The sequence below is a fragment of the Promicromonospora sp. NPDC052451 genome (genome assembly GCF_044547525.1).
Lineage (GTDB): Bacteria > Actinomycetota > Actinomycetes > Actinomycetales > Cellulomonadaceae > Promicromonospora.
This window is the reverse complement of sequence record NZ_JBIUAP010000005.1, coordinates 1-15,665: the sequence shown is the minus strand read 5'-3', so window position 1 is coordinate 15,665 and position 15,665 is coordinate 1. Positions and strand designations below refer to the sequence as shown.

Genomic DNA, 15,665 nt, shown 5'->3' with positions numbered 1-15,665 from the left:
GGTCAGGCGTTCTCGACGGCCTGGACCCGCTCGACCGCGTCGATCAGGGCGTCGTGCTCCTTCTCGAACCGGGCCGTGTACTCCTCGTACAGGAGCTGGTCGACGGCGTTCGCCTCGCGCAGGCGGACGATGGACGCCGGCTCCTCGACCCGTTCCTTGGGCTGACCCGACTTGCCCTGGTGGCCCACGCGCTCCGCCACGGGGACACCCACGCTCGCGACGGCCGCGAGGTGGCTGGCCGCCAGGTGCTTCATGGTGCCGACGAGGTGGAACTGCTCGTCGAGGGTCTCCCGGCACAGGCGCTCGAGCCGGGCCTCGCCGAGGTCCGCCGTCGCCTCCAGCCAGTACATGTCCTCCTCGTCGGCGATCGGGCGGTACGCGCCCGGCCCGCGGTACTCGGCGGCGTACCGCGCGCGGATCTCCGGGTGCGTCGTGACGAGCTGGCGGGACAGCATGTTGGTCAGACCGTTCTCGACCGTGTAGGCGATGTGGTCGTCGAACGTCGGCGAGTTGTCGCGCGTGCCGATGATGTGCTCCGACGCCTGCCGCTTGAAGTACCCCGAGCGGATCTGGGACACCGGGTCGCGCAGCACCGTGAAGTAGGACAGCCGGCGGCCCGGCAGCGTGAAGCCGAACGGGTGGTGCTGGTGCACCATCTGGAACGGGGCCAGGTCCTGTGCGGAGTACTGGAGCGCGCGCTCGACCTGGAGCTCGCCGAAGCGCCGGTTGATCTCGATCATCCGGGCCCAGGGGATGGTCCGCTTGAGCGAGACGATCATGCTGGTGCCGCCCGAGAACGGCAGGTGGAAGAAGACCGGCAGGACCTCCGGGTCCGCCGCGCGCCGCAGGGCGCGGAACTGGTCGGCCCGCGCGTCGGTGCCCCAGGCGCTGATGAACCGCTCGTCGAGGTCCGGGAACGCCGCCACGAGCTGCGTCATCCGGTCACGGGCCTCGTCCTCGCGGCCCAGCGCCCAGAGCGCGGTCGCCACGACCGGTTCGGCGAAGGCCGGCGGGCCGCCCGCCACGCGACGCCGGGGGAGGGCCGCGGCGTCCTCGAACCGGCCGGCCTCGGCGAGCATGACGGGGAGCCACGCGCCGGAGGCGGCGTCGCCGAACTCGTGCCAGAGGGTGGCCACGGCCCCGAGCGAGACGCCCGCCCAGTCGTGGGTGCGGTTGCGTACGGCCAGGCCGCGCACCTCCTCGATGGCCTCGGCCGTGGGCCGGGAGCCGCGCGCGTTCGACACGAGCAGGTCGGTGAGCCTGCTCTGCAGGTCGTCGATGCCGGTGCGGTGCGCGGTGACGGGCCCGAACTGGCCGCGGAACCGGGCGCCGATGCCCTTGCCCTCGCCGTAGCCGCGACGCCGGTCGGGCGTGCGCTTGTCATTCATCTGCTGGTTCCTCACATGCGTTGGTGCTGCTCCCGTGACGCGGTGCGCCACGGCGTCTCCTGGCCGGGTGGTTCGTTCCCGGGTCACACACCTCCCTGCGCGGTCGGCGCGTCCACGTCCTGCTCGCCGTCCTGCTCGCCGAGCCGGGCCGAGAGGGCCGCGCGGACGATCCGCACGGCCTCCTCGACGGGCACGTGGGAGGTGTCGATGACCACGTCGGCGTCCGTCGGCTCCTCGTACGGGGACGAGATCCCGGTGAACTCGGCGATCTCGCCGGCCCGAGCCCTGGCGTAGAAGCCCTTGCGGTCCCGCGCCTCGCACACCTCCAGGGGCGTGCTCACGTGCACGAGCAGGTAGTGCGCGCCCTCGACCTCGGCCAGGGCGCGCACGCGTGCACGGCCCGAGGCGAACGGGGCGATGGGCGCGGCGACGGCGATGCCGCCGTGCCCCGCCACCAGCGAGGCCACGTACCCGATGCGCTCCACGTTGAGCTCCCGGGACTCCCGGTCGAAGCCGAGCCCCTTGGAGAGGTGGTGGCGCACCGCGTCGCCGTCGAGCAGGGTGGTCCGCAGGCCGTCGTCGTCCAGCTCGGCGGCCAGCGCCCGGGCGACCGTGGACTTGCCCGAGCCCGACAGGCCCGTGAAGAAGACGACGGCGCCGCGCCGGTGCGCGCCGGCGGCGGCGCGGTTCACCTCGGCGGCCGACGCAGCGGGGTACAGCGCCCGCACCGCCTCGTCGTGCACGCGGGGCAGGTCGGCCACGGCCCGGGCCGTGGCGGGCGAGCGGTGCGCGGCGAGCGTCTCGACGCGTCCGGCGCCGTACGCCGCGGCCACGTCGGCGAGCGTGATGCCGTCGGGCTCGTTCCCGCCCGGCCACGGCACGGCGACGGTGACCACGTGTGCACCAGAGCGCCGGGTCAGGTCGCCGGCCAGCCCCTCAGCGGCCCGGACCAGCCCCGGGGCACCGACGGCGCCCGGTTCCGGGGCCCGCCGCGCCACGGGCACGAGCAGCAGCACGGTGCCGGCGGAGGCGAGCGCGGCCGCCGTCGCCGCGTCCTCGTGTGTCGGGGCCTCGGTGACGAGCAGGCCGAGGGCGCCCGCGTCGCCGGCCTCCGTCCGCACGTCGCGGGCCGGACGCCGCACGGCGTCGTCCCACTGGGGTCCGATCGCTCCCGCCAGCGGCTTGAGCGGCTCCAGCACGACGGCGGAGCCCCCACCGGCCGTGAGCCGGGCCAGCGGGGTGTTCTCGGCGTCGGTCAGGAGCACCTCCGGCGGCGCGTCCGGCAGGGCGGCCGCGAGGGCCGCGGGCGACAGCGCGCCGCCGAGGGCCAGCTCGAGGAGGTCCAGCTCGTCGTCGGTCAGGACGCGGGCGGGGGAGTCGGTCATCTGCGGGGTCTCGATTCTGCGGGGTCGGGGTCGTCGGCCGGGCGGGCGGCGGGCTCGTCCGTCATCTCGTCCACCACCGAGTCTGCAGCGGGTGTCTGTGCGCCGCCGGAGAACCGGCGCTTGACCCAGAACCACACCAGGTTGCCGACGACCAGCGCGGCCCCGGCGGCACCCAGCACCACCGGGAGGCTCGCGCCGAGGAGCTTGAGCGCCGAGGCGAGCAGCAGGATCGCGAGGGCGCGGCGGATGATGCCGCCCGGCGCCCGGGACGACACGTGGGCGCCGAACCAGGCACCCGGGATGGCGCCCACGAGGAGCGACGTGGTCAGGCCGAGCGAGAAGTCGCCGTACAGCAGGTGGCCGAGCGAGGCGGCGGCCACCAGGGGGACCGCCTGCACCAGGTCGGTACCGACGAGCTGGGACGCCTTGAGCGCCGGGTACAGCAGCAGGAGCACCACGATGATGACCGACCCGGCACCCACCGACGTCATGCCCACCAGGAGGCCCGCCACGGCGCCGAGGATCGCGGTGGGGACCGGGCGGATCACCAGCTCGGGGGCCGACGGCCGGGTGGGACCCTCGCCGAGCGCCGAGCGGCTGCGGACCATCTGCAGCACGGCGCGCACGACGAGGCCGGCCGAGGCCAGGAGCAGCGCGCAGCCGAGCACGATCTTCAGCGCGGAGTCCAGGGAGTCGCCGAACGGCAGGTACTGGATGAGCAGCGCGCCCGAGAACGCCGCGGGCACCGAGCCCACGCACAGCCACAGCACGAGCCGGAGGTTGACGGTCTTGCGGCGCAGGTGCACGAACGCGCCCGCGGGCTTCATGAACAGGCTCGCGACGACGTCGCTGGAGACGGCCACGAGCGGGTCCACGCGGAACACGAAGATGAGCATCGGGGTCATCAGGGCCCCGCCGCCCATGCCGGTGAGGCCCACGATGAAGCCGACCACGAGGCCGCCGAGGATCAGAGCCGGGTCAATGGTCACGGGTGTCGCCCCTGCCTGTCGTGCTGCCGGGCACAATTCCGACTACTCCGGTCGGTTTTATGTCCCATGATGCTCGTAGGTTGCCGATCAGCACTGAACGGCTCCCCTGGCAGTGGATCGCATGCACGAATGGTAGCCTCGGCGCGTTCGCCGGGGTTCACCCGGCTGCCGCCCGGACGGGTCGGGCCACCCCTCCTGGGCCAGGGCGCCGTCCGCCACGGACTTCCCGAAGATTCCGCAGACCTGGAGATCGATGAACTCGCCCTCTCCCATGCTCCCTCCGGCGTCGCTCGACGACGACGCCCTTGCCCACGCGCTCGCCTCGGGAGCGGCCGAGGTGCTCCTGGCCCTCCGTGCCGAGGTCGACGCCGCCGGCGGATCCTTCGTCGCCAAGGAGGTCAAGGACGCCGGGGACGCCGCGGCCCAGGCCTGGCTCGCCGCCGCGCTGGCCGCCGCCCGGCCCGACGACGCCGTCCTCTCCGAGGAGGCCAAGGACGACGCGTCCCGCACTCGTGCAGATCGTGTGTGGATCATCGACCCGCTCGACGGCACCCGCGAGTTCGCGGAGCGCCCCGACGCCGAGGCGCCCGCCGGGCAGTGGCGGGACGACTTCGCCGTCCACGTCGCCCTCTGGCAGCGCGGTGCGGGCCTCACGTCCGGGGCGGTCGCACTGCCGGCCCGCGGCCAGGTCCTGACCACCGCGGACGGCCTCGTGCCGGGTGACGACAGCGCCGCCGTGCTCGCCGGTGACCGGCCGCTGCGCATCGCCGCGAGCCGCAGCCGCCCGCCAGAGTTCGTCGCGGCGCTCGCCGAGCGCCCCGACGTGGAGCTGGTCCCGATGGGCTCGGCGGGCGTCAAGGTGCTCGCCGTCGCCGACGGTACAGTGGACGCCTACGTCCACGGGGGCGGCCAGTACGAGTGGGACTCCGCGGCCCCTGTCGCCGTCGCCCGGTCCCGCGGGCTCGTCTGCACCCGCCTGGACGGATCCGAGCTCGAGTACAACCGGGAGAACCCCTGGCTCCCTGACCTGTTCGTATGCCCCCCGGCACTGGCTCCGCGCCTGCGTGAGCTGCTCGACACCGTCGGTGTCGCGTCCGTGGTCGGGGTAGATAGCAAGGAAGGTGCCCAGCCGTGAAGAGCCACGTCCTGAGCCAGCTGCGCAGCCTGGAGGCCGAGAGCATCCACATCATGCGCGAGGTGGTCGCCGAGATGCAGCGGCCCTGCCTGCTGTTCTCCGGCGGCAAGGACTCCATCGTGATGCTGCACCTGGCGGTCAAGGCGTTCGCGCCGGCCCGCGTGCCGTTCCCGATCATGCACGTCGACACCGGCCTGAACTTCCAGACCGTGCTCGACTGCCGGGACCGGTGGGTGGAGCGCACGGGAGTCCAGCTCGTCGTCGCCTCCGTCCAGGAGGGCATCGACCGCGGCCTGGTGCAGGAGGAGCCCAACGGCTCCCGCAACCGCATCCAGACGCCGGTGCTGCTGGAGGCCGCCGAGAAGCACGGCTTCGACGCCCTGTTCGGCGGCGGCCGCCGCGACGAGGAGAAGGCCCGCGCCAAGGAGCGCGTGTTCTCCTTCCGCGACGACTTCGGCCAGTGGGACCCGAAGAACCAGCGTCCGGAGATCTGGAACCTCTACAACGGCCGCGTCCACCAGGGCGAGTCCATCCGGGTGTTCCCGCTGTCCAACTGGACCGAGCTGGACATCTGGTCCTACATCGAGGCCGAGGACATCGACCTGCCCGACCTCTACCTCGCCAAGGAGCGCGAGGTCGTGGAGCGCAGCGGCATGCTCTACGAGGTCAACGACTTCACCCCGCTCAAGGACGGCGAGACCGCCAAGGTCCTCTCCACGCGCTACCGCACCGTCGGCGACGCGAACCTCACCGCCTGCGTCGAGTCCACCGCGACCACGCTGCACGACGTCGTCGAGGAGGTCGCGGCCGTGCGCCTGACCGAGCGCGGCGCCACGCGCGGCGACGACAAGGTGAGCGAGGCAGCCATGGAAGACCGCAAGAAGGAAGGCTACTTCTGATGACGACGACTCTTCCCGAGGCCGGCTCCTCGGAGCGCGAGGTCGTCAGCGGCGACCTGCTGCGCTTCGCCACGGCCGGCTCGGTCGACGACGGCAAGTCGACGCTGATCGGCCGCCTGCTGTTCGACAGCAAGTCGATCTTCGCCGACCAGCTCGAGTCGGTCGAGCAGGTCAGCAAGGACCGCGGCAACGACTACGCCGACCTGTCGCTCCTGACGGACGGCCTGCGCGCCGAGCGCGAGCAGGGCATCACGATCGACGTCGCGTACCGGTACTTCGCCACGCCCAAGCGCAAGTTCATCATCGCGGACACCCCGGGCCACACGCAGTACACCCGGAACATGGTCACCGGCGCCTCGACGGCCGACGTGGCCCTGATCCTCGTGGACGCGCGCAAGGGCGTCGTCGAGCAGTCGCGCCGGCACACGTTCCTGGCCACGCTGCTGGGCGTGCCGCACGTGGTGGTCTGCGTGAACAAGATGGACCTGGTCGACTACGACGAGGCCGTCTTCGAGAACATCCGCAAGGAGTTCACGGAGTTCGCCTCCCGGCTGCGCGTGCCCGACCTGACGTTCATCCCGGTGTCCGCGCTCGCGGGCGACAACGTGGTGACGCGGTCGGAGAACATGGACTGGTTCGACGGCTCGCCGCTGCTCAGCCACCTGGAGCGCCTGCACGTGGCCTCGGACCGCAACCTGGTCGACGTGCGGTTCCCGGTGCAGTACGTGATCCGGCCGCAGCAGAACGACACGCGCGACTACCGCGGCTACGCCGGCACGGTCGCGTCCGGCGTCATGAAGCCGGGCGACCGGGTGCTGGCCCTCCCGGCCGGCCTGGAGACCACCATCGCGTCGATCGACACGGCCGACGGCCCGGTCGACGAGGCGTTCCCGCCCATGTCCGTGACGGTGCGCCTGGCCGACGAGATCGACATCTCGCGCGGCGACATGATCTGCCGGCCGAACAACGCCCCGACGGTGACGCAGGACGTCGACGCCCAGATCTGCTGGATGGACGAGTCGGCCTCCCTGGTGCAGGGCAAGAAGTACGCGATCAAGCACACCACCCGGTGGGCGCGCGCGATGGTGAAGAACATCAACTACCGCGTCGACGTGAACACGCTGCACCGGGACGAGGACGCGACCGAGATCAAGCTGAACGAGATCGCGCGCATCCGCCTGCGCGTGACCCAGCCGCTGTTCGTGGACTCCTACCAGGCCAATCGCCAGACCGGCGCCTTCATCCTCGTGGACGAGGCGACGAACAAGACGGTGGCGGCGGGCATGATCGGCGGGGCGGCCCACCAGTACTGACCCGCGGGTACCGCCCCGCACCGGTGGCCGGATCGTGATCTGGCCCTGATACGCTCCGCAGCGCCGGAAGGCCGCCGACCCCGCGTCGGCGGCTTTCCTGTGTCGCGGCCGCATCGTGCCGCAGAATGGCTGGGCCAGACCGGCTGCCGCACGGCGCGGCGCCCTGGCCCGTAGAACGATCCGGAGGTCCCCAGGTGAGCGCTGTCTCGAACCCGCCGCAGCCCGTGTTCGGGCCGGCAGTTCTGGGCACGTCGGGCACGCAGCCCGCGCCGGACGGCGCCGCCCGCCCACCCGCGCACGCCGCGCCCCGCGGCCGGTCCGGCCACATCCCCGAGCTGCACGGCCTGCGCGGCCTCGCCCTCGCGCTCGTGGTGGCGTTCCACCTGTTCGGCAACGGCCGGGTCTCCGGCGGCGTCGACGTCTTCCTGGTGCTGTCGGGCTTCCTGGCGACCGGCTCGCTGCTGCGCCGTGCCGAGCGTCGCGAGCTGCGCCTGGGTGAGCACTACGGCCGCACGTTCGCGCGGCTGGTCCCCCCGGCGCTCCTGGTGCTCGCGGCCACGGCGGTGCTGGCCTGGCTGGTCATGCCGCGCGGCATCTGGGTGCAGACCGGCAGGGAGATCATCGCCTCGGCGCTGTACTACGTGAACTGGGAGATGATCTCGGGCCAGCTCGCCTACGGGGCGGCCGGCCCGCAGACCAGCCCGCTCCAGCACTTCTGGTCCATGTCGGTCCAGGGGCAGTTCTTCCTCGCCTGGCCCGTGGCGGTGCTGGTCGTCGTCGCCCTGGCGCGCCTGGTGCGGATCAGCGCGCGCGGCCTGCTGCTGGTGGTGGTCGCCGGGGCGAGCGTGGCGTCGTTCGTGTTCGCCCAGGAGCTGCACGGCGTGGACCAGCCGGTCGCGTACTTCCACTCGTGGGCCCGGTTCTGGGAGCTCGGGATCGGCGGGTTCCTCGCCCTGGCGCTGCCCTGGCTGCGCCTGCCCGGCGCCGTGCGCCCCCTGCTCGGCTGGGCCGGGCTCGGCCTGGTGGTGTCCAGCGGGTTCGTGCTCGACGGCGGGGCCCTGTTCCCGGGCGCCTGGGCGCTGTGGCCGGTCGGCGGGGCGCTGCTCGTGCTGCTCGGCTCGGGCGGCACCGCCGGCTGGGGGCCGCGCGGCCTGCTGCAGGTGGCACCGCTGCGGTTCGTGGCCGACATCTCGTACGCGCTGTACCTGTGGCACTGGCCGCTGCTCATCGCCTACCTGCACCACACGGGGCTCGAGCGCGTGGACTGGTTCGGCGCCGCGGCGATCCTGGCCGCTTCGGTGCTGCTCTCCTGGCTCACCACCAAGCTCGTGGCCGACCCGGCGCAGCGCTTCCGGGAGGCGTTCGGCGGGGTGCGGGCACTGGTGGCCGCCGCCGTCTGCGTGTCCCTCGTGGCGGGCGGCGCCGTCGTCGGGGTGCGGCTGCTGGAACGGCAGGACGCGCAGCTGCTGGCCCAGGCCGAGGCCGTGGCGGAGGCCGCCGGCGACGACGGCGCGACCGACTACCCGGGTGCCCTGGCCCTGGACCCGCGCTATGCGCAGCCCGTGCCGCAGGACGTGCCGGTGCTGCCCGCGGCGGCCGTCGCGGCCCAGGACCGGCCGGAGATCGACGACGACGGCTGCATCCAGTCGAACGAGGAGACGGCGGGCTCGGACGTGCCCGAGACGTGCCTCCTGTCCGACGCGCCCGACCCCCGGCGGGTCGTGGTCATGGTGGGCGACTCGCACACGATCCAGTGGGCGCCGGCCATGGCGGAGGTGGGCGCCGACGAGGGCTGGCGCGTGCTGCTCATGGCCCGGCGCGGGTGCCGGCTCCAGGCGCCGCCCGTGGGGGAGCAGGCGGACGTCAGCGACATGTGCTGGAGCTGGCGGGTCAACGCGATGGCGAGGCTGAAGCAGATGCGGCCCGACGCCGTGATGGTGATCGGCACCCGCACCTCGACCATCGCCCCGGGTGACAAGGTGCACCCGGCCGAGACACGGGCCTGGAAGCAGCTCGCCAAGGCCGGGATCCGGGTGATCACCCTGCGGGACAACCCCCGGTTCGAGTTCGACGTGCCCGCGTGCGTGGAGGAGCACCCCGACGGTGCGGGCTGTGCCCGCGCCCGGGTCGACGCCTTCTCGGCGGTCAACCCCGTCCACGAGGCCAAGGGGTCGCCGCGCTCGGCGGTCCACCTGGACCTGACGCGCTTCATCTGCGGCCCGGCCATGTGCGAGGGCGTGGTCGGCAACGTGCTGGTCTACCGCGACGACGACCACATGACGGCCACCTTCGCGACGACCCTGGCCCGCCCGCTCCACCAGGCCCTCCGTGCCAAGGCGAAGTGGCTGTTCGAGAACCGCCCGGACACCCCGCAGATCCGCACCCGCTTCTGACGCCGGACCGCTGAATGCGGGATGCTCGCCCCTGGCGTGTGGCCAGGAGGGCGAACGTCCCGCACTCAGCGGGTCGTCACGGGGTGACTGCGGTCAGGGCGTTGGTGATGCCCTCGCCGTAGTAGCTGTTGTTCGACGGCGTGCCCACGCACGCCGGGCCCGAGGCGGTGGTGCACTCGTGGTCGTCGGCCTGGGCGCGGACGGCCGCCTCCAGGCGGGCGGGGCCCCACGTCGGGTGCGCCGACTTGAGCAGCGCCAGCACGCCCGCGACGTGCGGGGACGCCATCGAGGTGCCGCTCTTCAGGCCCCAGCCGCCGTCGAGCGTCGTGGACAGGATCGAGCTGCCCGGCGCGGCGACGTCGATCTTGTCCAGGCCACGGTTCGAGAACGAGCTCAGGGCCCCCGTCTGGGTCAGCGACGAGACCGTCACGACGCCGTCCAGCTCCGCCGGGATGTCCTCGCAGCCGGAGTTGATGACCCGCTGCACCGCCGTCGAGTCGTTCGGGCTGCTCGTGTCGGTGGTGTTGTTCGCCAGGTCGGTCGCGGCGTTGCCCGCGGCGGCGGCGTGCACCACACCGCGCTTCGTCGAGAACTCGACCGCGCGGCGCACGGCCTCCTTCGCGGCGCGCTGGTCGGGCTGGTCCTCGCACCAGTACATGAACGGGTCCACGTAGTACGAGTTGTTCGTGACGTCCATGTGCCGCAGGCCCGCCCAGACGAACCCGCAGACCGCGTACTCGGGGTAGATGAACCCGTCGTCGTTCACGACCTTGACGGAGGCCAGCCGGACGCCGGGGGCGACGCCCACGATGCCCGTGCCGTTCTGCGCGGCGGCGATGGTGCCGGCCACGTGCGTGCCGTGGTCGGACGTGGTGGGCAGCCAGCCGGTGGCCGACAGGTCGGGCCGGCCGCCGTCGGTGCAGTTCACAGACTGGTCGGCGTCGACCTGGCTCGCCAGGTCGGGGTGGGACGCCTCGATGCCGGAGTCGAGCACGCCCACGGTGACGCGGGCCGAGCCGTCGTTGACCTCCAGGGCCTGGTCGGCCTTGATCATCTGCATGTCCCACTGCGTGACCTCGCCCGGGTCGTCGGCAGCGGCGGCGCGGGACGGACCGTCGACGGTGCCGCCCACGGACTCCTTCTTCGCCTGGCCCACCACCGACTTCTCCCGCTGGGTGCCTGCGGGGGCGTCGGTGCCCGGGGTGCCCTCGGTGGGGGAGACGGTGCGGGTGGCCCCGACGGACTCGATGACACCGAACCGGTCGGCCGCCACCACGTCCTCCCGGAAGGAACCGTTGGCGGAGTGCGCCACGATCACGCCGATCTGCGGCCAGGACTGCACGACGACGCCGTCGGCGCGCGTGACCGCCTTCACCGCGAGGGCGGTGTCGTGGGCGCCGGCCCGGTCGGTGTTGACCACGTAGGAGAACAAGGCCCCGTCGGGGGTCACGATGGGGACGGGTGTCGACTCCGGCTCGTCGGCCGCGTTTCCGGCGACGCTGCCGAGCGCGGTCAGTGCGAGCGTCGTCGCCGTGGCGACGGCGACGGCTCGCCGGGCGTGGGAGATGCGCATGGATCACTCTCCTGGATGAAAGCGGGCCCCCGGGTGGGACCCGTAGGGCAACCTACGCGTCCTGGCGGGGATCGCCAGTGGGTCCGGCATCCTTTTAACCGGGGTGAAACAGACGTCGCGGTCAGCGCGCGGCGGTTCCCGCGGTCTCGCGGACCGTACCGGTGCTGCTGCCGGTGCTGCTGCCGGTGCTGCTGCCGGTGACTGCCGGGACGGCCCCGGTCGTCGGAGGTTCGCTCGCCGCGGGCTCCACCGCCCCGGCCTCGCCGGCCCGGCCGTCCGGTCCCGGGCCGGCCCCGTGCGTCGCGTCGCCGCGGCGGACGGTGGGAGGGTCGATCAGCGCGAGCCGCGCGAACGCACCCCGCAGGCCGTCCCGGAGCACCGGCGCCAGCGGCTTCTCGACGAACCGCTGGATCAGCCAGGCCATCGCGAGCACCACGACGACGGCGACCGCGAGCACCACGTAGCGTGGCAGGGCGTCGTGCAGGAGGTGGATGACCCACCAGCCCCAGTACTCGTGCACCAGGTAGAGCGGGTAGGTCAGCGCGCCCGCCGTCGTCAGCCAGGCCGCCGAGACGTGCCGCAGGCGCGTGAGCGTGGCGAGCGCCACCAGGGCGAAGGAGCCTGCCACCGCTGCCGCGGACAGCGCGTCGGGCACGGCGTGGCCGGTGTTGGACACGATGATGTTCGCGGTCTCGCGCCCGGACCACGCGGCGCCGAGGATCACGTTCTCGGCGAGCACCAGCCAGGCGATCAGGGAGCGGCGGTCCTTGGTGAGCAGGAACAGCGCCATCCCGCCGGCGAACAGCGGGGCGTAGTCCCAGACGAGCAGGTTCGCCACCAGGTCCAGCCCGGCCTCGTGCGCCATCGCGCCCGCGGCGGGCCACAGGGCGGCGAAGGCGAGCACGCGTGCGCCGGTGAGCCCGGCGACCAGGAGCACGCCGACCAGCACGTAGAACCGCAGCTCCACCCAGAGCGTCCAGTAGACGCCGTCGACGTGCGGCATCCCGAACGCCGACTGCAGCATCGTCAGGTTCACGCCCACGGTGGTCAGCTCGATGTCGTCCCGGCGGTCGGGCCACAGCACGAGCAGCAGGAAGCCGGTGAGCAGCACGGCCACCCAGTAGGCGGGGTAGAGACGGGTGATGCGCGAGATGGCGTACGAGCGCACGTCCCGGCCCCACGCCGTCAGGAGGATGACGAAGCCCGAGATGACGAAGAACAGGTCGACGCCGAACGCTCCGAACGCCGTCAGGTCGGACAGCCCGGGAAACACCTGGGTGGGCGGCACGCCCCACGACGGGTTGCCCAGCGCCGTGTAGTGGAACAGCATCACCGCCGCCGCGGCGAGGAACCGGAGCCCGTCGAGGACACCCATCCGGGCGCGCTTCGTGCGGGGCGGAGGGGCGGCGGAGTCAGTCAGGGCGGGCACGCGCGAAAACCTACCAAAGAGGTCGGGGTTATGGGGCGGGTGTATCGGCGAACAGCCACGGGGCGGACGACCGCAGCTGCTCGTGGATCACGGGCGTGAGTGTACGCACATAGGTACTGGTCAGGTGATCGTCGTCGCGATATACGAGAACGTTGCCGACCACCGCCGAACAGATGACCGGCCCGCAGATCGAGTCGGTGAGGTCGAGGTGGACGACCGAGCCGGGTACGTCGTCCGCCGTCGTCACGGGGGAGACGGCCGCGAGCTGTTCCGCGCGGGCCCGCCCGCACGCGTCCGGGATGCTCTCGTCCTCCATGCAGACGGGTACGAACCACTCGAACCGGGGGTTGTCGCGGACGGTCACCACGCGGACCCCGGCGTCGGCCAGGACGCGCCACGCGCCGACCTGGCCGGGCATGACGCGTTCGGGCGACCCGTCCTCGAAGGTCCGCGTCCCCACGACGACGACGGCGTCCGGGCGGGCCGCGGTGAGCGCGTCCAGCGCCCGTTCGTTCCACGTGGCGCACGACGACGGGTAGGCCAGGCCGCCCGCGCCCGACGTCGCCAGCCGGCACCCGTGCTTGAGCATCTCGCGCAGCTCCCAGCCGTGCTCCCGGGCCAGCGCCGCGAACGCGTCCTCGTACTGCAGCTCGTGCGACGCGCCCGCGAGGTAGACGACGGCGGTCGGGTCGTCCTGCGCGACCACCGTGCACTCCAGGAGCTCGGGCCGGTCGGCGCTCTGCGCGCACTCCGGGCGGCCGGGGTGGTCGTCGAACGCGACCCAGGTCGCGGGCCGGAAGGGCGTGGTCGGCGGGATGTCGACGGCGCCGGGGGCGAGCGCGGCGGCGCCCGGGTGGTCCGGCGAGGGAGTGCGCAGGTCGGCGACGTCGTGCCGCACCGTCGCGTCGTGGGCGGTGGCGGCGAGCTGGGTGCCGCCGAGCAGGAGTGCGGCGGCCCCGACGAGTGCCACCGGCATCCAGCGGGCCGGCGGCGTGGTGCGCGGTGGGTGGGTCCGGCCGCCGGCGGGAGCGGGTGCGGGGCTGGTGTCGGGTGCGGGGCTGGTGCCCGGACCGGTTGTGGGGCTGGTGTCCGGACCGGTTGTGGGGCTGGTGCCTGGCGTCGCGCCGGCGGGTGCCGGTCGCCGGGTGCCGGCGGTCGCGGTGTGGGCGGTCGCGGTGTGGGCGAGCGCCGGCTCGGCGACGTAGCGGGTGGTGAGCCACGCGAGCGCGGTCGACACGACGAGGATGCCGGCACCCGCGAGCGGCCCTGCCCGGTGGTCGCCCGTGGTCAGCAGCCAGAAGACCAGGACGGGCCAGTGCCACAGGTACAGCGCGTACGAGATGCGGGCGCCGAACCGCAGGGGTGCGCTGTCGAGCAGTGCTGCGGCGGTCCAGCGGGGGGTGGTGGTGCTGCGGGGTGGGGTGGTGTCGGGTGGGGTGCTGGTGGACGGGGTGCTGGTGGACGGGGTGCTGCTTGGCGGGACGACGCCGGTCGGAGGCCTGCGGGACAGGGTGTTGCCGGGCTGGGTGTTGCCGGGCTGGGTGTTGCCGGAGCGGGTCCTGGCGGAGTGGGCCTTGGTGGATGGTTGCGTGTCCGGCAGGGCCGTCGCGAGGACCAGCGCGGCCCCGGCGACCGGGACCAGGGCCCACGGGCCGGGGAACGCGACGGCGCCGTCGACCAGGAAGCCGGAGCCGACCACCAGGGCGAGGCCGGACCACCCGAGGCTCGCCCGGACCGGACCGGGCAGGGTGCCCGAGAGGCGCGGGGCCAGGGCGAGGAGCGCGCCGACGCCGATCTCCCAGAACCGCGTGAAGGTGCTGAAGTAGGCGACCGGCTGGTCCACGGTGACGAGCCAGAGGGCGTACCCGAACGACGCGAGGGTGGCGGCGAGCGTCACGACGGTGACGAGCTGCCGGGGCGTCAGGAGGCCGCGAGCCGGCGGCGGCGGTCCACCCGACGGATGCCAGGCCCCTCCGTGCCCGGCCGGAGTCTGGCCGGCCCGCGACCGCTCGGCACGGGCCCGGCGCCGCGTGCGGCGTGCGGCGGCGACCAGGCCCAGCACCACCAGCGGCCAGACCGCGAAGAACTGGCCCTGTACCGACAGTGACCAGAAGTGCTGCAGCGGACTCGCGTCGGGGCCGGCGGCGCCGTACGCGAGCGCGGAGCGGACCAGCTCCCAGTTCTCCCAGAAGGTCGCGGACGCCCCGACCTCACGCAGCCCCGATGACCAGCGCATGCGCGGCGTGAGCGTGAACAGCGTGACCGTCACGGCGGCCAGGACCACGAGCGCGGCCGGGAGCAGCCGGGCGAGCGTGCGCGCGTAGTGCGCGCCGAGCCGCAGCGTGCCGTCCTCGGCCCGGCGCAGCAGCGTGCCCGTGGCGAAGTACCCGGAGAGCACGAGGAACACGTCCACGCCGCCCGACACGCGCCCGTGCCCGAACAGGTGGAACGCGACGACGAGGAGCAGCGCGAGCCCGCGCAGCCCGTCGACCGCCCCGACCCGGCGGGCGGTGCCGGCTTGCCGGCGGGCGGCCGGTGTCGGCGCAGTACGTACTACGGCCACCGGGATCGAGGCGGCCGGAATCACCGTGTCGACGATGCTCCGGGAGTGAGGCATCCAGGAACGCTAGAGGGTGCGGCTTACGTCCACATTGAGGGCAGATAACACCATGGTCTCGGTGTTCCGGAGGAGGTTGGGTGGGTGCATCTCTGCCTCGGCGGGTGCAGCAGCGAACCGGCGATGGATCTCGGGCCGCAGGCCTGGGCGTCGACGGTTGTCCACAGATTTGGATCTGGTGATGCGACGACCCGGGGTCGAACGTATATTCGACACATGGGAACAGTTTGATAGTTCTAAGGGTGGTAGGGGGTCGGGGTATGGGCGGGCAGGTGAGCACGGGGGCGGAGCGTCCTACGGGCGTGGAACACACGCTGGAACGCGTCCTGGAACGCGTGCTGGAGCAGATGCTGGGGCAGGTGCTGACCGGGCCGTCGGTGACCGCACGCCCGACACGGACAGCGGTACCACTGTTGAGCTGGGGCGGGATGACAGCCAGGTACACGAGGACCGCTCCCGCGGCCCTGGTCGCATGGCCCTCCCAGCACCGGGCCGCCAGGACAGGCACCGAGCCCGCCGCCCTGACCGAAGAACCGACAGATGC

Annotated in this window: 11 protein-coding genes; 5 read left to right on the top strand and 6 right to left on the bottom strand. The window is 73.1% G+C overall.

Going from position 1 to position 15,665, the window contains the following annotated elements; translation table 11 throughout:
* Nucleotides 1–2 precede the first annotated feature (2 nt).
* The 3 genes from ACIG47_RS10025 to ACIG47_RS10015 all read right to left on the bottom strand — a co-directional run bounded on the left by ACIG47_RS10025 (nt 3) and on the right by ACIG47_RS10015 (nt 3,762).
* Complete coding sequence (locus tag ACIG47_RS10025; RefSeq protein WP_397430677.1) at nt 3–1,388, bottom strand: hypothetical protein; 1,386 nt, start codon at nt 1,386–1,388, stop codon at nt 3–5.
* Nucleotides 1,389–1,471: 83 nt separating this feature from the next.
* Nucleotides 1,472–2,773 (bottom strand): adenylyl-sulfate kinase, encoded by a 1,302-nt coding sequence (gene cysC / locus ACIG47_RS10020; protein ID WP_397430676.1) that lies wholly within the window; start codon nt 2,771–2,773, stop codon nt 1,472–1,474.
* The gene (locus tag ACIG47_RS10015; RefSeq protein ID WP_397418534.1) at nt 2,770–3,762 is read right to left on the bottom strand and encodes a sulfite exporter TauE/SafE family protein; all 993 of its coding nucleotides are present in this window, start codon (nt 3,760–3,762) and stop codon (nt 2,770–2,772) included. Before ACIG47_RS10015 ends, cysC begins: the two co-directional genes overlap by 4 nt.
* A gap of 253 nt (nt 3,763–4,015) precedes the next feature.
* On the opposite strand from ACIG47_RS10015, the gene ACIG47_RS10010 reads away from it, so the two are divergent.
* The 4 genes from ACIG47_RS10010 to ACIG47_RS09995 all read left to right on the top strand — a co-directional run bounded on the left by ACIG47_RS10010 (nt 4,016) and on the right by ACIG47_RS09995 (nt 9,502).
* On the top strand, nt 4,016–4,897 hold the full coding sequence (locus ACIG47_RS10010) for a 3'(2'),5'-bisphosphate nucleotidase CysQ (protein ID WP_397430675.1): 882 nt from the start codon (nt 4,016–4,018) through the stop codon (nt 4,895–4,897).
* Nucleotides 4,894–5,796 (top strand): sulfate adenylyltransferase subunit CysD, encoded by a 903-nt coding sequence (gene cysD / locus ACIG47_RS10005; protein ID WP_397418538.1) that lies wholly within the window; start codon nt 4,894–4,896, stop codon nt 5,794–5,796. The genes ACIG47_RS10010 and cysD overlap by 4 nt, the downstream gene beginning before the upstream one ends.
* Nucleotides 5,796–7,109, top strand: a complete 1,314-nt coding sequence (gene cysN, locus ACIG47_RS10000; protein WP_397418540.1) for a sulfate adenylyltransferase subunit CysN — start codon at nt 5,796–5,798, stop codon at nt 7,107–7,109. Before cysD ends, cysN begins: the two co-directional genes overlap by 1 nt.
* A gap of 194 nt (nt 7,110–7,303) precedes the next feature.
* On the top strand, nt 7,304–9,502 hold the full coding sequence (locus tag ACIG47_RS09995; RefSeq protein ID WP_397430674.1) for an acyltransferase family protein: 2,199 nt from the start codon (nt 7,304–7,306) through the stop codon (nt 9,500–9,502).
* Nucleotides 9,503–9,578: 76 nt separating this feature from the next.
* On the opposite strand, the gene ACIG47_RS09990 is transcribed toward ACIG47_RS09995, so the two are convergent.
* The 3 genes from ACIG47_RS09990 to ACIG47_RS09980 form a co-directional block, all read right to left on the bottom strand.
* Complete coding sequence (locus ACIG47_RS09990) at nt 9,579–11,075, bottom strand: S8 family peptidase (RefSeq protein ID WP_397418544.1); 1,497 nt, start codon at nt 11,073–11,075, stop codon at nt 9,579–9,581.
* 121 nt (nt 11,076–11,196) lie between these two features.
* Nucleotides 11,197–12,504, bottom strand: a complete 1,308-nt coding sequence (locus ACIG47_RS09985; RefSeq protein ID WP_397430673.1) for an acyltransferase family protein — start codon at nt 12,502–12,504, stop codon at nt 11,197–11,199.
* Nucleotides 12,505–12,532: 28 nt separating this feature from the next.
* Entirely contained in the window at nt 12,533–15,121 is a 2,589-nt protein-coding gene (locus ACIG47_RS09980) for an SGNH hydrolase domain-containing protein (protein WP_397430672.1), read from the bottom strand.
* A gap of 302 nt (nt 15,122–15,423) precedes the next feature.
* Here ACIG47_RS09980 and ACIG47_RS09975 point away from each other — a divergent pair.
* Nucleotides 15,424–15,665: hypothetical protein (locus tag ACIG47_RS09975; RefSeq protein WP_397430671.1), on the top strand; the 242-nt coding region annotated here is incomplete at its 3' end.